Below are 22217 nucleotides of genomic sequence, written 5' to 3'. Positions count from 1 at the left end.
GCGACCGGTGCCCGTACAGCCTACGGGCACCGGTCAGCAGACTTCTTCGAGATCCCGCCACTCACGGCTGTCCGGGCTGTCGGCCACCCAGCCGTCCAGCAGGCCGCGCACCAGCCCGGCCGGTGCCGCTATCCCGCACTCGCGCTCGGGCACCCACAGCTCACCGGCGGTGCGGTGCCCCAGCGGGCCCGGATGCCCCGGCTCGCTGTGGTCGTGCGGGTCCAGGTGCTCCCCGTCGCCCTCGTAGCTCTCCATCCGGCTCTCCGAGCAGGCCCGGCAGAGCAGCCGCACGGAGGACGACCAGTCCTCGGCGGCGAAACCGGCATCGGACGCCAGCTGCTCCAGGGCGTCCCGGTCCGCCTCGGTGGCCGCTTCGAGCAGCACGACCCAGGTGGGCACGGGGGACGGCGCCCACAGCTCGATCTCGTCGAAGACGGGGTACGAGGGGCCGGCCGCGGTGACCCGCTCCCCATTCGGCACGCCGTCGTGCAGGACGACCTCGCCCCAGCGGCGGCCGGACGACGGCAGGGGGATGGAGAGCACTTCCATCCGGGCCGGATCGAGCCTGCGGCCCCAGACGACCTCGGCCTCGCCCTCCGGCGACAGCCGTACCGCGGCGCTGCCCAGCTCCATCCCGACCGGCTCGCTGTTGGCCGCCGAGGTGTGCTGGCCCACGCCCGGCACTTTGAGGCCGTACGCCTGCCAGGCTCGGCGCGCCAGCGGCCAGTCCTGCAGTGCGGTGGCGGCGATCCCGACGTTCCACCAGTCGGGAGCGCCGGATTCCTTGTCGAGCAGCGCGACAGCCCTCAGGCCGGCGGCTCTCGCCTGTTCCCAGTCATGCCGGAATTTGTGCAGCAGCGCCAGGTTGAACCACGACTCGGAGAGCCAGGGTTCCAGGTCCGCCGCACGTGTCAGCAGCGCGCCCGCGTCCTCGTACCGGCCGTCGCCGATCAGCGTGAACGCGCGGTCCGTGGCCTGCCGCCAAGAGGCGGATGGCCGATGCCGTACCTTCCCGAAGATCCTCACGATTCCCGCCTGTCCCGACTGGACACCCTCGTTTTCCGCTCTTCTTCGCATCCAACCATGCCGGGCCGGACGCTCGCTCATTACCCATGGGTCACCCCGGGCTGCACGGGGGTCGGACCGCCCCGGGCCAGGACCCGGGCCAGTGATTCCACGACCTCGGGCTGATAGTCGTGACCGGTACCGAGCCTGAGTCGTTCCAGCGCACCCAGCGGCCCGATGAGACTTTCCCCGGAGAGGTCGTCGTATGCATTGACGGCCCTGACGATCCTGGCCGACAACGGCTGCTCGCGGTAGGGGTCGGCCTGCCGTTCCACGATGACAGCGACTTCGGTGTCCACCCCGGTCTGCCGGACCACGGCCCCGCCGAGCACCGCGATACGCCGCTGCTCGGCGGCGGACAGGGTGGCCGTCGCCCCGTCCGGGACGGGGTCCACGAGGGAGAGCTGGCCGATGTCGTGCATCAGGGCCGCGTACTCCAGCACGGTCAGCTCGCTCCCGGAGAGCCCCAGCTCACGTCCGACGGCCGTGCAGAGCACCGCGACCCTGCGGGCGTGCCCGTGCGGGGTGTATCCGGCGATCTCGGTGGACCGGGCGAGCGAGGCGATCGTCTGCCGGTAGGTGGTGCGAGCGGCAACGAACCGGCGGAACGAGACCTGGGTCAGCAGCAGCGGTACGCACAGGACGGGCAGCGCCCACAGCCCGGCGACGGCGACCCCGAGGGCCATCACGACCCCGGTCGCACAGACCGCCGACCCGATACCGATCAGGGCGCGCAGCTCGTCGCGGAGCAGCGGCCCGTACAGGAGGGGGGTACCTCCCATGCTCTTCAGGCCATGGGGGACGCTGCGCGAGCGCAGCAGCAGGGCGGCGAGCACGGCGTCGCACAGGGCGGTCAGGACAAGGAACAAGAGCATGAAGAGCACGTACCAGGGGCCTTCGCCGAACCAGTCCGCGGTGCGGCCGGAGTTGTTCAGCGGCTGGAAGCACACGGCGGCGAAGGTGACGGCCAGGATGCGGCGGGCCACCCGGTCGGGCGCGGGTCCGCTGCCGCGCGCGACATGGGGCGCACAGGCGACGAGCTGTGCCGAGACGAGTACAGCGATCACCTGGAGGACGCCGTGGGTGGTCGGTTCGCCGCCGCTGCGTCCGAGGAGGGCGTACGCGAGTGCTCCGGCGGCTCCGAGCGGCGCGGGCTCACGCTCGCCGGGCAGTGCGCCCCAGCGGGCCAGTTCGCCGACGGTGATGAGCACCCCGAAGACGAGGGCATGTCCGGGTTCGTGGACACCGTCCCAGAGGGTGTGGCCGAGCCCGGCGACAGCGAGCACCGCAGCTGCGCCGCGGACGGCGAGGACCACGGGGGGCAACCGGGTTTCGGTCCGGGTCATCGGCGACGGCCTTCGGCCGACTGCGGACCGGGGGTGACCTGATCGCCGAGCCCGTCCGGCGATTGAGGACGAACCAGCCCTCGGCCGGCCCCGGCACCCTCGTCCGCCGACCCCTTGCTCCGCTGCCGCAAAACCGCCTCGTCCGCCGTCACCACCGTCGTGGCCGCCGACCACCCATGCCGGTCCACCGCCCGCAGCAGCGCCCGCACCATCTGCGGATCGAACTGCGTACCCGCGCACCGCTTGAGCTCCTCCAGCGCCGCGGGCACCGGTCTCCCCCGCCGGTACGACCGGGTCGACGTCATTGCGTCGAAGGCGTCCGCCACCGCGACGACCCGTGCGGACTCGGGGATCTCCCGTCCGCTGAGCCCGTACGGGTAGCCGCTGCCGTCGAGACGTTCGTGGTGATGCAGGATCGCGGCCCGTGCCTCGCCGAGGAAGCCGATGCCGCGCACGATCTCGTGCCCGTACTCCGGATGCAGTTCGATCACCCGCCGCTCCTGAGGCGTGAGCGGTCCGTCCTTGCGGAGCACCCGGGTGGGGACGCCGAGCTTGCCGACGTCGTGCAGGATGCCGGCGAACCGGAGGACCTCCAGTCGGCCCTGGTCCATGCCCAGTTCGCGGGCGATGAGGACGGAGGCCTGCCCGACCCGTTCGCTGTGACCGCGGGTGTATGTGTCCTTGATGTCGACGGCCTGCACCAGTGCCCTGACGGTGGCGCGGTGGGCGGCGTGCTCACGGTGGTACTGAGCAAAGGCCCAGCAGGAGATGTACATCGGCAGCAGGACGACGAGCGCGGACAGCGGCCCGTACGGACCGCGCCACAGGACGGCCATCATCAGCCCGGCGAGTCCGTGCACCAGATGCGGTCCCAGCGAGCGGGGCAGCAGTCCGCTCCAGGCGCGCCGGACGGGCAGCCGTTCGGCCGCGACCAGGATGGAGCCGTCCAGAGCGGTCAGGACGAGACTGAAGGCCAGGGCGGCGGCACAGGCGGGCAGCAGGGCGTAGGGGAGGTCGGGGAGCCGCTCGGTGCCGGTGCCACCGAGCGTGGCGGCACCGGCGAGCAGACTGTGCAGGGACGAGGCCGCCCAGACGGTGACGGCGAGCTGCGCGGTCCGCCAGACACGACGTGCGGTGGCCGGCGGGGTATCCACCCGGCCGACAAGCGATCCGGGGATCGCGACCAGGGCAGCCGCGGCGGGCGGCAGCAGAAAGGCGGCGGCGAGCAGCAGCGGGAAGAACGATCCGGCGCTGATCGGCACGGAGCTGCCGAAGGGGCAACGCCTGGGGAGTTCACACGCCAGATAGAGCCCGGTGAGCAGTCCGACGGTCGCCCACGGCGTACCGGCGCCTGTACGCAGCGCGGGGAGCACACACAGCAGGGCGCCGACCGCGGCCGTCAGAATGTACGCGCGCGCCGCCCCACGTGTGGCCCTCACCCGCCCCGCCCGCCCCCCAACGTGGTCAATGAAGGCGCCACGCTAGCGAGTTGTGTGTCCCGTTGAGCGTCCATGTGCCCGATTAGCACATTCGGGTGATGCGCGCGGGGCGCGGGCGACGCGGGGGGGCCAGCCACGAGTGACGGCCGCCGGGCTTTACTCCTGGGCGGCGGTCGGCTGACCGGTCTCCGACGCCGTCACGTCCTGCTCGGGCACAGCCTGCCCTGAGCGGATCAGGTCGATCCGGCCCATTACCTTGGAACGCAGATCGGTCGGCACGTCGTCCTGACCACAGCAGCGCTTCACCAGCTTCTTCACCGCCTGTTCCAGGCCGTACTTCTCCAGGCACGGGGAGCACTCCTCGAAGTGCACCTCGAACTTGGTGCAGTCGCTGTCGGGCATCTCATGGTCGAGAAACTCGTAGAGATGATCGAGGACCTCTGAGCAGTCCGTCTCATGCGGCTCTCCGCAGCTCATGAGCCCGAGCCTTTCCGATCGTCCGCCCCTCCGGCACCGGCCGGGACGAGCCCGCGCTCACGGGCGTAGTCCTCCAGCATGCCGCGCAGTTGGCGGCGGCCCCGGTGCAGTCGGGACATCACCGTACCGATGGGAGTCCCCATGATGTCCGCGATCTCCTTGTAGGCAAAGCCCTCTACATCGGCGAGATACACGGCAATGCGGAACTCTTCGGGGATCGCCTGCAGAGCGGACTTCACATCCGAGTCGGGCAGGTGGTCGAGAGCCTGCGACTCCGCGGAGCGCAGACCGGTCGACATGTGCGACTCGGCGCGCGCCAGCTGCCAGTCCTCGATCTCCTCGGCGGCGCTGCGCTGGGGTTCGCGCTGCTTCTTGCGGTACGAGTTGATGAACGTGTTGGTGAGGATGCGGTACATCCACGCCTTGAGGTTGGTGCCCTCACGGAACTGGTGGAAGGAGCCGTACGCCTTGGCGTACGTCTCCTGGACAAGGTCCTCGGCGTCTGCGGGGTTGCGCGTCATGCGCAGCGCGGCCGAGTACATCTGGTCGAGGTAACCGAGAGCGTCCCGCTCGAAGCGCGCATTGCGCTCGGCTGTCGTCTCCTGCGCGCGGCCGTCGTCGGTCCCTGTGTCGGTCCCAGTGACCGGACCCACCTCCTCCAACGCTGTGGCGGAGCCGAAACCGGACCCGCTCGAATCGGAGAATAGTCGACCTTGCTTCGATACGGGCTGTCGATCCGCCCCGCTCAGTGCCCGCTCGGGAGTGGTCCTGGCCGCACGCAGGACCGTCCACTCCACGTCAGCGGCGTTCGAGCGGCGCGGGCAGATGGTTGAACCCATGCGACGGACTCCCTCTCCACATACGACGTTGATGTACCGATGTCACCGAGAACAGTGGTACCTCGCTCAACATTCCCGGGGGAGGTCGTAAGTGTGACCGGTGCCGCCCGCAGGGTGGCGTACGTCATACGAGGGTGGGCAGCCACGCGGTCACGGCGGTGGTGAGAGGAAGGGGTTCAGAAGAGCGTGCTCGCCTCCGGCGCGGCCAGCTCCTTCAACAGCTCGGGACCGTTGTTGCGGACGTCGCTGACGGCCGTGGCCACCGGATAGGCCCGCATCAGCCCGCCCGGCGGCGGTGCGAGCAGCCCCCTCAGCTCCTCGACGTCGGTGCGCGACGGGTCGAGCCAGGCGTCCCACCGGTCCGGGGTCAGCATCAGCGGCATCCGGGGGTGGATGTCGGCGAGCGCGGCCGGGCCCTCGGCAGGGGCGACGGCGAGCGGGGTGGTCTCCGCCTCGGTCGTGATCACCGAGCAGGTCACCCACCAGGCCATCGGGTGGTCGTCCGGCAGGGTTCGGTCGCGCCAGAACTCGTACAGTCCGGCCATCGCGAAGACCGATCCGTCGGCGGGTGTCACGAAGTAGGGCTGCTTGCGCGGCCGCTTCTTCTTCCCCTTCTCCTCCATCTGACGCTCATCCGCACCGGTGACCCACTCGTAGTAGCCGTCGGCAGGCAGGATGCAGCGCCGGGAGACGAAGGGGCGCCGGAAGGAGGGCTTCTCGTGGACGGTCTCCGCACGAGCGTTGATCATGCGTGCGGCACCCTCGGGGGACTTCGCCCAGGACGGCACAAGTCCCCATTTCAGGGCGCGCAACTGACGAACCGAACGCTGATCATCCGCGTCCCTCACCGGACGTTCCAGTACGGCGTAGACCTCCTTGGTCGGCGCCACGTTCCAATCGGGCGCCAAGGTCTTTGCCGGTTCCCACTTCTCGACCCGGAAGAGTCCGGTCAGATCCTCGGGCCGCCGACTCGCTGCATACCGTCCGCACATAAGTGCCAGACTGCCACGACCGTCACGACGACGAAACGCCGATACCGTAAGGAGCCGCCCGCATCATGGACAGCACCGATCTGGGCAATCTGTGGGACCGCGTCTTCGGCACCCAGCCCGCACCCGAGCAGTGGCTGGTGGTGGTGACCGGAACGCTCGCACTGATCGCCGTCGTACCGAACCTGATATGGCGGCTGAGCCGCAACGCGATCACCATCGCGCACGAGGGCGGGCACGGGCTGATCGCACTGCTCACCGGGCGGCAGTTGTCCGGCATACGGCTGCACTCGGACACCAGCGGGCTGACGGTCAGCCGCGGTAAGCCGACCGGCATCGGGATGATCCTGACCGCGGCTGCGGGCTACACCGCCCCGCCACTGCTGGGCCTGGGCGGGGCGTGGCTGCTGGTCAACGACAGGATCACGTTGTTGCTGTGGCTGGCCACCGCCCTGCTCGCGGTGATGCTGGTGATGATCCGCAATGTGTACGGGGCACTGTCGGTGATCTTCACCGGGTCGGCCTTCCTGCTGGTGTCCTGGCTCGCCTCGCCCGCCGTGCAGTCGCTGTTCGCATACACCGTGGTCTGGTTCCTGCTGCTCGGCGGCGTACGCCCGGCCTTCGAGCTCCAGTCGAAGCGCCGGCGCGGCGGCGCGCCGGACTCGGACGTGGACCAGCTGTCGCGACTGACGGATGTACCGGCCGCGCTCTGGCTCTTCCTCTTCCACGCGGTGTCGCTCTGTTCGCTGATTGGCGGCGGGCGCTGGCTGCTCGGCCTATGAGCGCCGGGTCGTAAAGTAAGGTCCATGACCGAAAGTGCCGTGCACCCCGCCCTCTGGCCCGCCCCCCGAGCGAGCGGCGCCGTCGACGCGACCGTCACCGTGCCCGGATCGAAATCGGTCACCAATCGCGCCCTCGTGCTCGCCGCTCTCGCCGCCGAACCCGGCTGGCTGCGCCGCCCGCTGCGCTCCCGCGACACCCTGCTGATGGCCGAGGCGCTGCGCGCGATGGGTGTCGGCATCGAGGAAGGCGTCGGACCGGACGGCTCCGGCGAGACCTGGCGGGTCATCCCGGCCGGGCTGCACGGCCCCACCACGATCGATGTCGGCAATGCCGGGACGGTCATGCGCTTCCTGCCGCCGGTCGCGGCCCTCGCCGACGGCCCGATCCGCTTCGACGGCGATCCGCGTTCGTACGAACGCCCGCTGAACGGCGTGATCGACGCGTTGCGGGTACTGGGTGCCCGGATCGACGACGACGGGCGCGGCTCGCTGCCGATGACCGTGCACGGCGGCGGTGCGCTGGACGGCGGAACGGTATCGATCGACGCCTCCTCGTCCTCCCAGTTCGTCTCGGCGCTGCTGCTGTCGGCGCCGCGCTACAACCAGGGAGTGGAGGTGCGCCACACCGGCGCGAGGCTCCCCTCCATGCCGCACATCCGGATGACCGTCGACATGCTGCGGGCCGTCGGCGCCCAGGTGGACGAGCCGGAGACGGGCGGCGAGACGGACGTCTGGCGGGTCGCCCCTTCGGCTCTGCTCGGCCGCGATCTGACCGTCGAGCCCGACCTCTCCAACGCTCAGCCGTTCCTCGCCGCCGCGCTGGTCACCGGCGGCCGGGTCACCATCCCCGACTGGCCCGAGCGCACCACCCAGCCCGGTGACGCCCTGCGGGAGATCTTCACCGCGATGGGCGGCAGCTGTGAGCTGACCGAGCGCGGCCTCACCTTCACCGGTTCGGGCCGTATCCACGGCATCGACGTCGACCTCGGCGAGGTCGGCGAGCTCACCCCGGGCATCGCGGCGGTCGCGGCCCTCGCCGACGGCCCGTCCACTCTGAGCGGTGTCGCCCATCTGCGGCTGCACGAGACGGACCGTCTGGCCGCGCTCACCAAGGAGATCAACGAGCTCGGCGGCGATGTCACCGAGACCGCCGACGGGCTGCACATCCGGCCCCGACCGCTGCACGGCGGTACCTTCCATACGTACGACGACCACCGGATGGCAACCGCAGGGTCGGTCATCGGCCTTGCCGTCCCTGGAGTGGAGATCGAGAACGTGGCGACAACCGCCAAGACCCTGCCGGACTTCCCGCAGATGTGGACCGGAATGCTCGGGGCCTGAGACATGCGCCGCTACGGGAAGAACCCCGACGAGGACGACATCCGGTTCCGCCCGAACCCGAAGGGCAACCGGCCTCGTACGCATACCCGCCCGAAGCACGAGGACGCCGAGGAGGGCATGGTCCTCACCGTCGACCGCGGCCGCCTCACCTGTCTTGTCGACGGCCGTACGGTCGTGGCGATGAAAGCCCGTGAACTGGGCCGGAAGGCCGCCGTGGTGGGTGACACCGTCTCCATCGTCGGCGACCTGTCCGGCGACAAGGACACCCTCGCCCGCATCGTCCGCATCGGTGAGCGCCGCTCGGTGCTGCGCCGGACCGCGGACGACGACGATCCGTACGAGCGGGTGGTCGTCGCCAACGCCGACCAGTTGGCGATCGTCACCGCACTGGCCGACCCGGAACCCCGCCCGCGGATGATCGACCGCTGTCTGGTCGCCGCGTACGACGGCGGGCTCTCCCCGCTCCTGGTGCTGACCAAGTCCGATCTGGCATCCCCGGACAAGCTGCTGGAGGCGTACACCCCGCTGGGCGTCCCGTTCATCGTCACCAGCCGCGAGGAGCTGGAGAACGGCGACGCGGCACAGCGGGTCCGCGAGCAGCTGCACGACCGGGTCACCGCCTTCGTCGGGCACTCCGGTGTCGGGAAGACGACGCTGGTAAACGCGCTCGTGCCGAAGGACCGGCGGCGTACCACCGGGGTCGTCAACGCGGTCACCGGCCGTGGCCGGCACACCACCACATCGGCGCTGGCACTCCCCCTGCCCGGCTACCGCGGCTGGGTGATCGACACCCCCGGTGTGCGCTCTTTCGGGCTCAACCACATCGATCCGTCCCGGGTGATCCACGCGTTCCCGGACCTGGGGCCCGCCTCCGTGGACTGCCCGCGCGGCTGCACCCACGACAGCCATGAACCGGAATGCGCCCTGGACGCCTGGGTGGCGGACGGCCACGCAGATCCGGCGCGGCTGGAATCGCTGCGTCGGCTGATGGCCACCCGGGAGCGACGTGAAGGCGACTGACCCGGGCACGTTTGCGATCCGCTGCCGCCGGTAACGGCCTGGTGCACGATAGAGAGTGGATCAGCTCCCGGCGTCATGCGGCTCCGCCTCCGGCGTTGTCGTCGGTCGACGACGCTCCGCGTCGCCCGCTCGCTATCGTGTACCAGGCCGTAAGTGCATAATCGCACCCAGGCCCAGCGAGGCAAGGCGGTGACCGACGTGGGAGGGCACTGACGATGGCGTGGCTGCTGGTGGTGGTCGCAGGACTTCTGGAGACGGGCTTCGCGGTCTGTCTGAAGCTCTCGCACGGTTTCACCCGGCTCTGGCCGACCATCGCGTTCTGCGTCTTTGCCCTCGGCAGCTTCGGTCTGCTGACGCTGTCGCTGAAGAAACTCGACGTGGGGCCCGCCTATGCCGTGTGGACGGGCATCGGAGCAGCAGGCACCGCGACCTACGGCATGATCTTCCTCGGCGACGTGGTCTCCACCCTCAAGCTGGTCTCGATCTCCTTGGTGATCGTCGGAGTGATCGGGCTGCAGCTCTCGGGCTCCTCCCACTGACAGTCCGCGCGTCGCATGGACTGTCAGTGGGACGAGCGGCCGCGGGGTCCTGTAGCTCTGTTCACCTGCGGTCGATACTGTGACGACATGCCCGATTACCACGATGATCTGCGCCTCGCCCATGTGCTGGCGGACGCCGCCGACGCGGCGACGATGGACCGGTTCAAGGCTCTGGACCTCAAGGTCGAGACCAAGCCGGACATGACGCCGGTGAGCGAGGCCGACAAGGCCGCCGAGGAACTGATCCGCGGCCACCTTCATCGGGCGCGCCCACGCGATGCGATTCTGGGCGAGGAGTACGGAATCGAGGGCACCGGACCGCGGCGCTGGGTCGTCGACCCGATCGACGGCACCAAGAACTACGTACGCGGTGTGCCGGTCTGGGCGACGCTCATCTCCCTGATGGAAGCCGAGAGTGGGGGAGGGTTCCAGCCGGTGGTCGGTGTGGTCTCGGCCCCCGCACTGAACCGGCGCTGGTGGGCGGCGAAGGGTGCGGGTGCATTCACCGGCCGCAGCCTGACCTCCGCGACCCGGCTGCAGGTGTCGAAGGTGGAGCGGATCGCGGACGCCTCGTTCGCGTACGCGTCGCTGAGCGGCTGGGAGGAGCTGGGCAGGCTCGACGGGTTCATGGATCTGACCCGGGCCTGCTGGCGCACTCGCGGGTATGGGGATTTCTGGCCGTACATGATGGTCGCCGAGGGGTCGGTCGACATCTGCGCGGAGCCGGAGCTCTCGCTCTGGGACATGGCCGCGAACGCGATCATCGTCCAGGAGGCGGGCGGGAAGTTCACCAGCCTGGACGGGGTGCCCGGCCCCGGCGGCGGCAACGCGGCCGCCTCGAACGGGCTGCTCCACCACGAACTGCTGGGCTATCTGAACCAGCGCTACTGATCCGACTCGCTCCCCCTGGGGGCGTCGCGCACCACCGCACGCCCCCTCGGATGATCTCGTCTCCCCTTGTCCCGGTGCAGCATCGATGCAACCCTGAAAGTCCCCTTGCTTGTGAACTCGTGAATCGACTCACGCAGTCGCTTCACGAAGGAGGTGGCTCCCTTCATGCTCGTCCGTGACGCCATGAGCACGCTGGTCCTCACCATCGGGCCCGCCCATACGCTCCGCGATGCCGCCCGGCTGATGTCGGTCCGGCACGTGGGAGCCGCAGTCGTCCTCGACCGGGACACCAGCGGGCTCGGCATTCTCACCGAGCGCGACATCCTCGACGCGGTCGGCTCGGGGCGGAATCCCGATGTCGAGACCGCCTCCGCCCACACCACCACCGATGTGGTCTTCGCTGCCCCCACCTGGACCCTGGAAGAGGCCGCGGAGGCGATGACGCACGGCGGGTTCCGCCATCTGATCGTGCTGGACGACCATGGGCCCGTCGGCATCGTCTCGGTCCGCGACATCCTGCGCTGCTGGGCGCCCACCAGGCGGCGCCACCGCGCGGAACTCGTCGGCTGAGAGGCTGTCCGGTGGCCTCTGAGCCCCATGAACGGCCGGTGGGCCGGTCCCCTCCGAAAAGGGGCCCGGCCCACCGTCGACGACAGGCGCCTTGTCAGCCGCGCAGGGCCTGGACCGCGGCCTCCAGACGCTTGCCGAAGTCGCCGTCCGCCTGGCGGAAGTTATTGATCGCTCGCTCGGCGATGTCATCGCGTGACACCTTGGCGATGAACCCGGCGAGGTTGTCGATCAGCCGGGCCTTCTCGTCCTCGGAGAAGAGCCGGTAGAGGTTCCCGGCCTGCACGAAGTCGTTGTCCTCGGCGTGGCTCGGGGCCTCGTGCGTACCGATCTCGCCCGTGACCGGGATGGGCTCCCACAGCGGCCGGTCCGTCTGCACCGGACCGCCGAAGCTGTTCGGCTCGTAGTTCTTCGCACCCTTGTGGCGGCCGTCGTACAGGTAGCCGTCGCGGCTGTTGGTGCGCGCCTCGGTGGCGTGCGGGCGGTTCACCGGCAGGTGGTCGGCGTTGATGCCGACGCGGTAGCGGTGGGCGTCGCCGTACGCGAAGAGACGACCCTGGAGCATCTTGTCGGGGGACGGACCGATGCCCGGCACGAAGTGCGCGGGGCTGAAGATCGACTGCTCGGTCTCCGCGAAGATGTTCTCCGGGTTGCGGTTGAGCTCCAGCTTCCCGATCTCGATCGGCGGGTAGTCCGCGTGCGGCCACACCTTGGTGAGGTCGAACGGGTTGAAGCGGTACGTGGCCGCCTCGGCCGCCGGCATGATCTGCACCTGGACCGTCCAGGACGGGAAGTCGCCGCGCTCGATCGCCTCGCGCAGATCTCGCTGGTGGCTGTCCGGATCCTCACCGGCGAGCTTGTTGGCCTCGGCCTGGGTGAGGTTCTTGATGCCCTGGTCGGTCTTGAAGTGGTACTTGACCCAGAAGACCTCGCCGGCCTCGTTGTTCCACTGGTACGTGTGCGAGCCGTACCCGTTCATGTGACGCAGCGTGGCAGGGATGCCGCGGTCGCCGAAGAGCCAGGTCACCTGATGGGTGGACTCGGGCGACAGGCCCCAGAAGTCCCAGACGTTGTCCGCCTCCTGCGAGCCGGTGTACGGGTCGCGCTTCTGGGTGTGGATGAAGTCCGGGAACTTGATGGCGTCCTTGATGAAGAACACCGGGGTGTTGTTGCCGACGAGGTCGTAGTTGCCCTCTTCGGTGTAGAACTTCAGCGCGAAGCCGCGGGGGTCGCGCACCGCGTCGGCCGAGCCGAGATTGCCCGCGACGGTCGAGAAGCGGAGGAATGTCTCGGTCTGCTTGCCGACCTCGGAGAGAAACTTCGCCCGGGTCCACTGCGAGACGTCACGAGTCAGCGTGAACGTGCCGTACGCACCGGCGCCGCGGGCGTGCACGATGCGCTCCGGAATGCGCTCGCGGTTGAAGTGCGCGAGCTTCTCCAGCAGCGACTGGTCCTGCACCAGGACCGGACCGCCGACGCCTGCGGTCTGGCTGTTCTGGTTGTCGGCGACCGGCGCGCCGGCCTCCGTGGTGAGCGGTCCCTGCGTCACGTGCGCCTCCTGCGTCGTTCCTGAACATTCGTCGAGTCCTGCACAGCCTGTCCCTTGGCTTAGGCCGGTTCCGATCCTACAATGGACTTAGTCCAAGTCAAGGGAACATCCAAAGTCACACCCGTTCGGGACCCGGTCCCTCCACTGTTAGGCTTGTTCTCATGAGTGACCTGTTGGAACGACTTCGCGGACGCGGCTGGCGCATGACTGCGCAGCGGCGCGTCGTGGCCGAGGTCCTCGACGGGGACCACGTACATCTGACAGCCGACGAGGTCCACGCCCGGGCCGTCGCAAAGCTGCCCGAGATCTCCCGCGCCACCGTGTACAACACCCTGGGCGAGATGGTGACGCTCGGCGAGGTCATCGAGGTCTCCACGGATCGCCGGGCCAAGCGGTACGACCCGAACGCACACCGCCCTCACCACCACCTCGTCTGCGCGAGCTGCGGCACCATCCGCGACGTACACCCGGCGGGCGACCCGCTGGCGGATCTGCCGAGCGACGAGCGGTTCGGTTTCACGGTCTCCAATGTCGAAGTGACCTACCGCGGCATCTGCCCGAACTGCGCCGCGACGGCTTGATTCCTGCCACGGAAGGCCCTGGTGCGAGCATCACGCGCACCGGGGCCTTCCGCATGAGCACCTGCAAGGGATGACACACATCCCCGCCCCCACCACGCGCGCACCCCCTTCCCGAATCTGACGGGTAGTCATATCGTCGGCGGCGATCACGTCCGCCCCGCGGCGGATCCGCACCTCGATACGCGCGAGGAGAGACACGTGGGAGATCCGCACCCGACCCCACCCCCACCCCCACCCCCAGCCACGAGTCCCAAACTCCGCGCCGACGCGCTGACCCGCTCGTTCGGGCGCGGCACCAAAGCCCTGCCCGCCCTCGGACCGCTCGATCTCTCCATCGCACCGGGCGAGTTCACCTGCATCGTCGGCCCGTCCGGCTGCGGCAAGTCCACGCTGCTCAGGATCGCCGCCGGACTGCTCCGCCCCAGCTCCGGCGAGCTGTCCATCCGTACGACCTCACCCCGTCCGGCGGCGATGATCTTCCAGGACTACGGGATCTACGACTGGAAGACCGTGCTCGCCAATGTCCGGTTCGGTCTCGACATCCAGCGCGTACCGCGCAAGGAGGCCGACGCCAGGGCGCGCGACTGGCTGGCCCGGATGGGGCTCTCGGACTTCGCGGGCGCGTATCCGGCCGCCCTCTCCGGCGGGATGCGGCAACGGGTCGCAATCGCCCGCGCCTTGGCCGTCGAACCCGAGATGCTGCTGATGGACGAGCCGTTCGCGGCGCTCGACGCCCAGCTGCGCACGATCCTCCAGGACGAGTTGCTCGACCTCACCCAGACCACCCGTACCACCACCCTCTTCATCACCCACAGCCTCGAAGAGGCGATCGTGCTCGGGGACAGGGTGCTGGTGATGTCTGCCAGGCCGGGGCGGATCATCGCCGAGCACCGCCCGCCGTTCGGCCGGCCGCGCACCGGCGGGGTCCGGTCGACACCCGAATTCACTGCGCTGAAGAGCGAGTTGTGGGAGCTGCTGCGCGGCGAGGTGCGAAGGGAGGTGGTCCCGGCATGACCACCACCGTGAATGCCGCGAAGTCCGACGACGGCGTCCTGATCCGCAGGCCGGGCCCGCAGGAACTGCATCCGGTACGCACCCACCGCAGGCGCCGCGCCCTGGAACTCACGCTCGCCGTCGCCGTACCGCTGCTCCTCGTGCTGCTCTGGCAACTGGCCGCGGCACAGTCCTGGATCGACGACCGGGTCTACCCCGCCCCCTCCACCGTCCTGGCGGACGGCTGGGACCGGGCGGGCGCCGGTGAACTGTGGCCGGATGTGCGGGCCACGCTCAAGCGGGTCCTCGGCGGCTACGCGATCGGAACCGTCACGGGATACGCGCTCGGCCTGCTGATGGGCTCGCTCTCCCTCGTGCGGGCGGCGCTGGAGCCGTTGCTCGATGCTCTGTACGTTGTGCCGAAACTGGCTCTCCTGCCGGTCTTCCTCAATATGTTCGGCCTTGGTGAAGGGCCGCAGATCGCCCTGGTCGCCGCGACCGTCTTCTTCTTCGTCTGGGTCTCCACCATGGCGGCCGTGCTCGCCGTCCCGGTCGGACACCGTGATGCCGGTCAGGTCTTCGGCGCCTCGCCCTGGCAGATGTTCCGCCATGTGCTGCTGCCCGCATCGCTGCCCGCGGTCCTGGTCGGGGCACGGATCGCGGCGGGGGTTGCCGTGCTCGTCATCGTCGCCTCCGAACAGATCGCGGCGGCCGACGGTCTCGGCCATCTGATCTTCGACTCCCGGGCGCTGTTCCAGAACGACGTGATGTTCGTCGGCATCGTGTGTGTGGCGGTCCTCGGTGTCGTCTTCTCCGAATTGGTGCGGATCGCCGGGCGGTTGCTCACACCATGGGCCCCGCGCGACCGCGGCCACTGAACGGACAGCTCCCCACGTTCTTCGTACGGAGGCCCTGTGCGTACACATACCCCCTTCACCTGCACCGCCATGCTCGTCATGGCATCCCTGCTCGGTGCGGCAGGCTGCGCCGGGAACGACTCCGACGGTGACAGCGCCGCCGGCGCACCGCGCACCGTCAAGCCTGTCGCGGGCTGTGGCGCCGGCAGCTGGACCGACCCGGCCAATCTCGCCCCCGACCGAAAACCGGCCCGCTGCGACAAAGGCGCCCCGGCCGCCCAGCCCCTGGCGAAGAAGCGGAAGATCACCGTCGCCACCGGCACCCTGAGCGCGGAGTACGTTGCTCCGCTCCAGGTCGCGGTGTCGAAGGGCGAGTTCGCGAAGGAGGGGCTGGACGTCGAACTGAAGGTACTGCCCACCCCGGACGCCCTGCCTCTGCTCGCCAAGGGCGATGTGGACGCCCAGTGGGCGGCTCCCGAGGCGGCCGTGATGAATGGCATCAACGGCGGCTTCGAGATCAAGTGGGTGGCTGGGAACTTCTCCCCCGATCCCACCTCCAAGAGCGGCCTGTGGGTGCGTCTGAGGGACGGCGAGAGCGCCGATCACGTCGAGATGGCGGGCCGGAAGATGGGCACGATGATCGGCAAGGGCTCGGTCATCGCGTACCCGATGGACACCTCCCTGAAGAAGCACGGCGGCGGTCTCGACAAGATCAGCTTCCAGCAGCTCGGTTCCGCGGATGTGCTGACCGCGCTGCAGAACGGTGGCGTGGACTCGGCCTGGCTGCTCGACCCGATCTGGCGCAAGGTGGACGGCGACGAGAAGTACGCGTTCCTGGGCGGCCAGCCTGTCGGTGAACCGCTCGGCGGCCTGCTCTTCGGGCCGACGCTCCTGAACAAGGATCCGGACGCGGGCGTCGCCTTTCTCCGCGCCTACATCCGGACGGTGAACACCTATTTCGCCGACGACTACAAATCCGATCCCGCCTTCGTCGCCGAGCTGGCGAAGCTGCTGAAGACCGACGAGGCCACCCTGCGGTCGACCCCGTCGATGCGGATGGACTGGGAGATACGGAAGGGCACGACGGACCGGCTGCAGCAGGCGTATGCCGATTCGGGTGTCTCAAGGGGCACCCCGGTGCCGGAGGCGAAGGCCGTCGACCGGGCGATGTACTCGGAGGCGGTGGGTCACAAGCTCTGACTCGCGCGCATGGATACGCAGAAGGCCGGACCCTCTAAAGGATCCGGCCTTCTGCGTTCAGTAGCGGGGACAGGATTTGAACCTGCGACCTCTGGGTTATGAGCCCAGCGAGCTACCGAGCTGCTCCACCCCGCGTCGTTGAACCCAACAGTACGTGACGCCCCTGGACCAGCGCAAATCCGTTCCTGCGGGCCGTAAAGGGGTCGCCACGCACCGCTACGCGGTCAGCTCCTGATGCAGCGCCTCGCGCAGCCGGGCAGCCCGCTCGGCGACCTCCGCCGGGCCCAGCTCGACCGCCCGCGCGCACCAGTGCTGCCCCTCGGCGAGCTCCCCGCGGCGGGCGGCCAGCAGGGCGAGACGCAGGGCGGCCCGACCGTGCCCGTCGTTCGCGGCACGGCTCCACCACAGCGCGGCCTCGCGCTCGCTGCCCTCTCGGGCCAGCAGCAGCCCGAGGTTGAAGGCGCCGTTGCGGCTGCCCGACTCGGCGGCCTCGCGGTACCAGCGGGCCGCGCTGTCCACGTCGCCACGGGCCGCCGCGAGCATCCCCACCCGCACCTGGGCGCGGCGGTGCCCCTGCTCGGCGGCCCGCTCGTACCACTCCTCGCACTCGGTCTTCTCCGGCATCGGCTCGCCGAGCGCGGGAGGTCCGGGCGGCGGTTGCCGAGAATCCAGCACCCCGGCCAGCCGGAAGGCGGCCTCGGCGCTGCCGCCGCCCGCCGCGCAGCGCAGATAGCGCTCGGCCTCCTGCTCCTCGCCGTGGTACAGCAGGGCCATGCCGACCTGAAGCGCGGCCTCGGTGTGGCCTGCCGCCGCGGCCCGTTCGTACCAGACCAGTGCCGTACGGTCCTCGTCGCGTCCGGCGTACAGGATGCCGAGGTTGAAGGCCGCATCGACACTGCCCGCCTCGGCCGCCTTGGAGAACCAGGGCTCGGCGCCGGTCGTGTCGCCCGACTGGAGCAGGAGTACGGCCAGTGCGTTGGCGGCCTCGCGGTGGCCCGCGTACGCGGCACGGCGGTACCACTGCTCGGCCTGCGGCGTACGGTCATGGGCCGCGCAGAGCAGCCCCAGGTTGTAGGCCCCGTTGACGTCGCCCGCGTCCATGGCGGCGCGGTACCAGCGCTCGGCGGTCTGCTGCTCTCCGCGGGCGGCGTGCAGGGCGCCCAGGGCATTGGCGGCGTTTCCGTCGCCGTCCTGGGCGGCGCGCAGCCACCACACGGCGGCACTCTCCTCATCGCCCGCGTCACGCAGCAGGAATCCGAGCGCGCAGGCCGCCCGCGCCTCGCCGGCCTTCGCGGAGATGAGGTACCAGCGGCCGGCCTCCTTGGGCTCGCCGCGCTGTTCGAGGATGGCGCCGAGGTGCAGGGCGGCACGCCGGTGGCCACGCGCGGCGGCCTGCCGGTACCACTGCTCGGCCTCGTCCACGCGCCCGGTCGCCGGACCGGCCACGGGGCCGTCGTCCTTGCGTACCGCGGAACGGGTGGCAGCGCCCGGACGACCGGCGGCGCCCGCAGTGGGGCCAGGTACGGGGCCCAAACGGCAGCCGAAGGCGTCGTGCGGTTCGTCGGCGGTGTGGCGGTCCAGCATGCGCGCGAGGCGGTACGCGGCCTCCCGGTGCCCCTGCTCGGCAGCGGCGCGCAGCCAGCGCTCGGCGCCGACGTCACTGCGGTGTTCCAGCAGGTCAGCGAGGGCGTACGCACCCAGCGCATGGCCCTGTTCGGCGGACTGCCGCAGCCAGTACTCGGCGCCGGGCTCGTCGCCCCGCTCGCGGTAGTGGCGGCCGAGGGCGTGCGCGGCGGCGGCGGAACCCGCGACGGCTGCGATACGCCACCAGCCGGCCGCCTCGTCGGTGTATCCGCGCTGGTAGAGGAGAACACCCAGGTTGTTGGCCGCGGCCCGGTCGCCGTCGGCGGTGGCCGCACGCAGATAGGGCTCGGCGCCGTCCAGATCGCCTCGGCGCAGCAGCAGGGCGCCGAGGATGCTCATCGATGTGGTGTCCCCGGCGTCGGCGGCGCGACGGTGGCGCGCCTCACTCGCGGCGCTCTCCGGGCTCTCCGGGCTCTCCGGGCTCTCCCGGATCTCGGGGCTCTCCGCAGCCTCCATGGCCCCCGCGCTCCCAGTGGCCCCGGCGCTCTCCGTGCCCTCTGCACTCTCCATGCTCTCGACGGTCGCGGCACACCCCACAGTCTCGGCGGTCTCGGTCGCCTCAATGATCTCAGCGGCTTCAGTGCTCTCGCTGTTCTCTTTCTCTCCGGCAGCGCCAAAAGCCGCATTCATCACGCTATCCGGCTGATACACGCGGCGCCGCGCAAACCGCCCTGTCTCCAACAGAGTTGCCCTGTCCCCCATAAATACCATCGTCGCACCACCTACGACCCGCGTACACCTCGTATATCGCGGCAGCAAGGTCACTTCAGCGTTTTGTCGACATGCCCACAGAGAGATAAGTCAAACACGTCCGGGCTCAACTCGTGCCCTGCAAACCGCACTTCACACCCACCGCACAAGAAAGTCGTCGCGGCATGGCGAAGGCCCGGATCCTCGTAAGGATCCGGGCCTTCGTCTTTCAGTAGCGGGGACAGGATTTGAACCTGCGACCTCTGGGTTATGAGCCCAGCGAGCTACCGAGCTGCTCCACCCCGCGTCGTTGTGTTGAAACCGTACCACGACGCGGGGCGAGCCTTCACCGAGTTACTCAGCCACCGCCGCCGGCATCGGGCTTTCTACTCGCACTGCCCGAATTGCCAGCATTATTCGCACTGCCCGACTTGGGCTGGGCGGCCGCCGCACGCTGCAACGCGTTCTGCAGATCCTCCTGGGCCTTGCCGTAGGCGCTCCAGTCCTGCTTCTTCAGGGCTTCCTCGCCTTCCGCATAGGCCTTCTGCGCATCCGCGATCGCCTTCTCCAGCGCTGCGTCACCGGTGGCCGGCGGCTGCGTGGTCTCCGCGGGCGGCTGGGTGGTGCCGGGTTCCGTCACCCCGAAGACCGCGTCGAGCGCCTCCCCGAGGCTGTTCTCGAAGACGGTCTTCGACCCGTACGAGGCGGCGACCTTGCGCATCAGCGGATAGTTCTGCGTGCCACCGCGCGTGTACACCGGCTCGATGTAGAGGAAGCCCCCTTCGAGCGGCACGGTGAGCAGGTTGCCGTACTCGATGTCGGAGTCGGTCCCCTTGAGGTTTCTCACGAACTCGGCGACATCGTCGTTGCCGTTGAGCTCACTCTGTACCTGGCCGGGACCCTTCACCGTCGTCGTCGCTCTGAGCAGTGTGATCTTGCCGTAGTCCTTGCTGGACGCGTCCGCGTCCACCGCCATGAACGCCCCGAGGTCGGGCCGTCCCTTCGGAGTGAAGGTCGTCGTCAGCGAGAACTTCTGGGCCGTCTGGTCCGGCATCTTGATGCTCAGGTAGTACGGCGGGACGGCGCCGGACTCCTTCTTGGTCGGGTCGTCCGGCACCTGCCACGCGTCACTGCCGCTGTAGAACTGGGCGGGGTTCGTGACGTGGTAGCGGGTGAGCAGCTCGCGCTGCACCTTGAACAGATCCTGCGGGTACCGCAGGTGGTCCATCAGCTCCTTCGGGATCTCGTCCCGCGGCGTCACCGTCCCCGGGAACGCCTTGCTCCATGTCTTGAGGACCGGGTCATTGGTGTCCCACTCGTACAGCTTGACCGTCCCGTCGTACGCGTCGACGGTGGCCTTCACCGAGTTACGGATGTAGTTGACCTGGTTCTGCTGGGCGACGACCGCACGCTGGTCGGTGGTCAGTGAGTCGGCCGTGGTGTCACCGAGCGTCGTGCGGGAGGCGTACGGGTAGCTGTTGGTGGTGGTGTACGCGTCGACGATCCACTGGATGCGGCCGTCTACCACGGCCGGGTAGGCGTCGCCGTCGATGGTCAGCCACGGGGCTACCGCCTCGACGCGCTCCTTGGGCGTGCGGTTGTAGAGAATCCGCGAGCCCTCGCCGATGGCTCCCGAGTAGAGGATCTGCGGCTCGTTGAACGCCACGGCGTACGCGGCGCGGTTGAGGGGGTTGGAGATGCTGACCCCGCTGTCGCCCTGGTAGCTGGTGGTCTTCTCGCCGTGCTCCTCGTAGTCGAGCTCCTTCTGGGGCCCGCCGACAATGGAGTACTGCTCGGTCTTCTCGCCGTAGTAGATCCGCTGCTCGTACGTGCCCGAGCTGATGTCACCCGTGGTCGGCAGACCGGACTCCGTGAAGTCCGGGGAGCCCTTCGGGTTCTTGCCGGTCGTCGTGCCCTTGGCCGCGATGGCGCCGTAGCCGTGGGTGTAGGTGAAGTGGTCGTTGATCCAGTTGCGCTTGGGGATGCCGTCGAGGTTGAGCTCGCGCAGACCGATGATCGTGTCCTGATCATTGCCGGCGGCGTCCTTGTAGCGGTCCACGTCCAGCGTCTTGGGGAACTGGTAGTAGTTCCTCTTCTGCTGGAGCTGCTGGAAGGCCGGGGAGACGACGTTGGGGTCCATCACCCGGTAGCTGGCGGCCTCGTCCGCGCTCGCGCGCAGCTTGGCGCCGTCGTCCGTCGTGCTCTTGCCCGAGTAGTCTTCGACCGGCACGTCGGCGATGTCGTACGCGTCACGCGTCGCGTCGATGTTCTTCTGGATGAACGGCGCTTCCTTGGCCTGCTCGTTCGGCTGGACCTGGAACTTCTGCACGATCGCCGGGTACAGCCCGCCGATGAGGATCGCCGAGAGCACCATCAGACCCAAGCCGATCATCGGGAGTTGCCAGGTGCGGCGCCAGAGCGTCGCGAAGAAGAGCACGGCGCAGATCGCAGCGATGCAGAACAGGATGGTCTTCGCCGGAAGGTAGGCATTGGCGTCGACGTATCGCAGGCCCGTCCAGTTGTCCGTGGCCTTGAAGTCGCTGGACTTCACCGCCAGGCCGTACCGGTCGAGCCAGTAGGCCACAGCCTTCAGCGAAACAAAGACGCCGAGCAGCACCGACAGGTGGCCGGTGGCCGCGCCGGTTGCCCGCGCGCCGGGGCTGGTGATGCGGAGCCCGCCGTACAGATAGTGGGTCAGCGCGGCGGCGATCAGGGAGAGCACCGTGGCTGCGAAGCCGAAGCCCAGCAGGAAGCGGTACCAGGGCAGGTCGAAGGCGTAGAAGGACACGTCCAGATGGAACTGGGGGTCCTTCTGGCCGAACGGCACGCCGTTCGCATACGTCAACCAGGTACGCCACTGACCTGAGGCGGAAGCTCCGGCGATCAGTCCGACGAGCGCGGTGATCGCGAGCAGCACCCACTTCTTGTATGGGGCGAGGTTCATCCGGTAGCGGTCCAGGCTCTGCTGCTCCAGCGACATCGCGCTCAGCGGCGGCCGGAGCCGGTGCGCGAGCCAGATGTTCAGGCCGACGACGAACGCCATCAGCAGTCCGAAGACGAGGAACAGCCCGATCTTGGTCCACAGGGTGGTGGTGAAGACGGACGAAAAATCGACCGACCGGTACCAGAGCCAGTCCGTCCAGAACCCGGCGAACATGACGAACGCCATGGCGAGAACCGCCAGGACGCCCAATGTCATGAGCAGGGTACGGGCGCGCCGGGACGGGCGGCCGACTCTGATCCGTGGCCCGGTCGGGCCTCCGCCGCGGTCCGGCATCTGGAAAGCCAACGTGCGCACCTCGAAGTTCGCGGGTCGTGTGAAGCGGGCCCAGCGATCGTAGAGCCCACCTATGCAACTTACTGAGGCTTTACCTAGTTCCCGTACCCGGGGCGGAAGGAGGCAGGATA

The 22217-nt window shown here is 69.2% G+C and carries 19 protein-coding genes and 2 tRNA genes; 10 read left to right on the top strand and 11 right to left on the bottom strand.

The genetic code is table 11. From position 1 onward, the window contains the following. Positions 1-33: 33 nt before the first annotated feature. The 6 genes from ABT115_RS16905 to ABT115_RS16880 all read right to left on the bottom strand — a co-directional run bounded on the left by ABT115_RS16905 (position 34) and on the right by ABT115_RS16880 (position 6158). Positions 34-1026, bottom strand: a complete 993-nt coding sequence (locus ABT115_RS16905; protein WP_351789789.1) for a tetratricopeptide repeat protein — start codon at positions 1024-1026, stop codon at positions 34-36. A gap of 80 nt (positions 1027-1106) precedes the next feature. Continuing rightward, a complete protein-coding gene (locus ABT115_RS16900) occupies positions 1107-2411 on the bottom strand; it encodes an HD-GYP domain-containing protein (RefSeq protein WP_351789787.1) in 1305 nt (434 codons plus the stop codon). Beyond that, complete coding sequence (locus ABT115_RS16895) at positions 2408-3850, bottom strand: HD-GYP domain-containing protein (RefSeq protein ID WP_351789784.1); 1443 nt, start codon at positions 3848-3850, stop codon at positions 2408-2410. Before ABT115_RS16895 ends, ABT115_RS16900 begins: the two co-directional genes overlap by 4 nt. A 156-nt stretch (positions 3851-4006) precedes the next feature. Beyond that, positions 4007-4327: a mycothiol system anti-sigma-R factor gene (gene rsrA, locus ABT115_RS16890; protein ID WP_351789781.1), complete on the bottom strand. Its 321-nt coding sequence runs from the start codon at positions 4325-4327 to the stop codon at positions 4007-4009. Further along, the gene (locus tag ABT115_RS16885) at positions 4324-4980 is read right to left on the bottom strand and encodes a sigma-70 family RNA polymerase sigma factor (RefSeq protein WP_351789864.1); all 657 of its coding nucleotides are present in this window, start codon (positions 4978-4980) and stop codon (positions 4324-4326) included. Before ABT115_RS16885 ends, rsrA begins: the two co-directional genes overlap by 4 nt. A 362-nt stretch (positions 4981-5342) precedes the next feature. After that, entirely contained in the window at positions 5343-6158 is an 816-nt protein-coding gene (locus tag ABT115_RS16880; protein WP_351789778.1) for an SOS response-associated peptidase, read from the bottom strand. A 65-nt stretch (positions 6159-6223) separates the two neighbouring features. Between ABT115_RS16880 and ABT115_RS16875 the strand changes: the two genes are divergently transcribed. The 6 genes from ABT115_RS16875 (at position 6224) to ABT115_RS16850 (ending at position 11298) form a co-directional block, all read left to right on the top strand. Then, entirely contained in the window at positions 6224-6937 is a 714-nt protein-coding gene (locus tag ABT115_RS16875) for a M50 family metallopeptidase (protein ID WP_351789775.1), read from the top strand. Positions 6938-6961: 24 nt separating this feature from the next. After that, positions 6962-8278 (top strand): 3-phosphoshikimate 1-carboxyvinyltransferase, encoded by a 1317-nt coding sequence (aroA, locus tag ABT115_RS16870; RefSeq protein ID WP_351789772.1) that lies wholly within the window; start codon positions 6962-6964, stop codon positions 8276-8278. A 3-nt stretch (positions 8279-8281) separates the two neighbouring features. Then, entirely contained in the window at positions 8282-9298 is a 1017-nt protein-coding gene (gene rsgA / locus ABT115_RS16865; protein WP_351789769.1) for a ribosome small subunit-dependent GTPase A, read from the top strand. A 215-nt stretch (positions 9299-9513) separates the two neighbouring features. Continuing rightward, complete coding sequence (locus ABT115_RS16860; RefSeq protein ID WP_351789767.1) at positions 9514-9837, top strand: DMT family transporter; 324 nt, start codon at positions 9514-9516, stop codon at positions 9835-9837. A gap of 87 nt (positions 9838-9924) precedes the next feature. Next, complete coding sequence (hisN, locus tag ABT115_RS16855; protein ID WP_351789764.1) at positions 9925-10728, top strand: histidinol-phosphatase; 804 nt, start codon at positions 9925-9927, stop codon at positions 10726-10728. Between the two features lie 165 nt (positions 10729-10893). Beyond that, positions 10894-11298: a CBS domain-containing protein gene (locus tag ABT115_RS16850; protein ID WP_351789761.1), complete on the top strand. Its 405-nt coding sequence runs from the start codon at positions 10894-10896 to the stop codon at positions 11296-11298. 94 nt (positions 11299-11392) lie between these two features. Here ABT115_RS16850 and ABT115_RS16845 read toward each other — a convergent pair whose 3' ends face one another. Continuing rightward, positions 11393-12844: a catalase gene (locus ABT115_RS16845; RefSeq protein WP_351789759.1), complete on the bottom strand. Its 1452-nt coding sequence runs from the start codon at positions 12842-12844 to the stop codon at positions 11393-11395. Positions 12845-13005: 161 nt separating this feature from the next. Between ABT115_RS16845 and ABT115_RS16840 the strand changes: the two genes are divergently transcribed. The 4 genes from ABT115_RS16840 to ABT115_RS16825 all read left to right on the top strand — a co-directional run bounded on the left by ABT115_RS16840 (position 13006) and on the right by ABT115_RS16825 (position 16475). Then, positions 13006-13425 (top strand): Fur family transcriptional regulator, encoded by a 420-nt coding sequence (locus ABT115_RS16840; RefSeq protein WP_351789757.1) that lies wholly within the window; start codon positions 13006-13008, stop codon positions 13423-13425. A 198-nt stretch (positions 13426-13623) separates the two neighbouring features. Next, positions 13624-14439, top strand: coding sequence for an ABC transporter ATP-binding protein (locus ABT115_RS16835; RefSeq protein ID WP_351789754.1), 816 nt, complete (start codon positions 13624-13626; stop codon positions 14437-14439). Next, positions 14436-15296, top strand: coding sequence for an ABC transporter permease (locus ABT115_RS16830; RefSeq protein ID WP_351789752.1), 861 nt, complete (start codon positions 14436-14438; stop codon positions 15294-15296). Before ABT115_RS16835 ends, ABT115_RS16830 begins: the two co-directional genes overlap by 4 nt. Positions 15297-15365: 69 nt before the next feature. Then, a complete protein-coding gene (locus ABT115_RS16825; protein ID WP_351789861.1) occupies positions 15366-16475 on the top strand; it encodes an ABC transporter substrate-binding protein in 1110 nt (369 codons plus the stop codon). A 61-nt stretch (positions 16476-16536) separates the two neighbouring features. Here the strand turns inward: ABT115_RS16825 and ABT115_RS16820 are convergent. From ABT115_RS16820 to ABT115_RS16805, 4 genes are all read right to left on the bottom strand, one after another. Then, a tRNA-Met gene (locus ABT115_RS16820) sits at positions 16537-16610 on the bottom strand. 81 nt (positions 16611-16691) lie between these two features. Beyond that, the gene (locus ABT115_RS16815; protein ID WP_351789749.1) at positions 16692-18830 is read right to left on the bottom strand and encodes an SEL1-like repeat protein; all 2139 of its coding nucleotides are present in this window, start codon (positions 18828-18830) and stop codon (positions 16692-16694) included. 212 nt (positions 18831-19042) lie between these two features. After that, positions 19043-19116 (bottom strand) — tRNA-Met (locus tag ABT115_RS16810). 51 nt (positions 19117-19167) lie between these two features. After that, positions 19168-22086 (bottom strand): UPF0182 family membrane protein, encoded by a 2919-nt coding sequence (locus ABT115_RS16805; protein ID WP_351789858.1) that lies wholly within the window; start codon positions 22084-22086, stop codon positions 19168-19170. Positions 22087-22217 lie beyond the last annotated feature (131 nt).

This window comes from Streptomyces sp. NPDC001832 (assembly GCF_040297265.1).
GTDB lineage: Bacteria > Actinomycetota > Actinomycetes > Streptomycetales > Streptomycetaceae > Streptomyces.
Note: the sequence above shows the minus strand (reverse complement) of the source record. Positions and strands in the feature narration are given on the sequence as shown.

Bases quoted from the DNA above. Each gene is read 5' to 3' on its own strand.
- rsrA (WP_351789781.1), bottom strand. From the start codon at position 4,327: ATGAGCTGCGGAGAGCCGCATGAGACGGACTGCTCAGAGGTCCTCGAT.
- ABT115_RS16860 (WP_351789767.1), top strand. From the start codon at position 9,514: ATGGCGTGGCTGCTGGTGGTGGTCGCAGGACTTCTGGAGACGGGCTTC.
- hisN (WP_351789764.1), top strand. From the start codon at position 9,925: ATGCCCGATTACCACGATGATCTGCGCCTCGCCCATGTGCTGGCGGAC.
- ABT115_RS16875 (WP_351789775.1), top strand. From the start codon at position 6,224: ATGGACAGCACCGATCTGGGCAATCTGTGGGACCGCGTCTTCGGCACC.
- ABT115_RS16805 (WP_351789858.1), bottom strand. From the start codon at position 22,086: ATGCCGGACCGCGGCGGAGGCCCGACCGGGCCACGGATCAGAGTCGGC.
- ABT115_RS16900 (WP_351789787.1), bottom strand. From the start codon at position 2,411: ATGACCCGGACCGAAACCCGGTTGCCCCCCGTGGTCCTCGCCGTCCGC.
- ABT115_RS16815 (WP_351789749.1), bottom strand. From the start codon at position 18,830: ATGGTATTTATGGGGGACAGGGCAACTCTGTTGGAGACAGGGCGGTTT.
- ABT115_RS16850 (WP_351789761.1), top strand. From the start codon at position 10,894: ATGCTCGTCCGTGACGCCATGAGCACGCTGGTCCTCACCATCGGGCCC.
- rsgA (WP_351789769.1), top strand. From the start codon at position 8,282: ATGCGCCGCTACGGGAAGAACCCCGACGAGGACGACATCCGGTTCCGC.
- ABT115_RS16880 (WP_351789778.1), bottom strand. From the start codon at position 6,158: ATGTGCGGACGGTATGCAGCGAGTCGGCGGCCCGAGGATCTGACCGGA.
- ABT115_RS16825 (WP_351789861.1), top strand. From the start codon at position 15,366: ATGCTCGTCATGGCATCCCTGCTCGGTGCGGCAGGCTGCGCCGGGAAC.
- aroA (WP_351789772.1), top strand. From the start codon at position 6,962: ATGACCGAAAGTGCCGTGCACCCCGCCCTCTGGCCCGCCCCCCGAGCG.
- ABT115_RS16840 (WP_351789757.1), top strand. From the start codon at position 13,006: ATGAGTGACCTGTTGGAACGACTTCGCGGACGCGGCTGGCGCATGACT.
- ABT115_RS16830 (WP_351789752.1), top strand. From the start codon at position 14,436: ATGACCACCACCGTGAATGCCGCGAAGTCCGACGACGGCGTCCTGATC.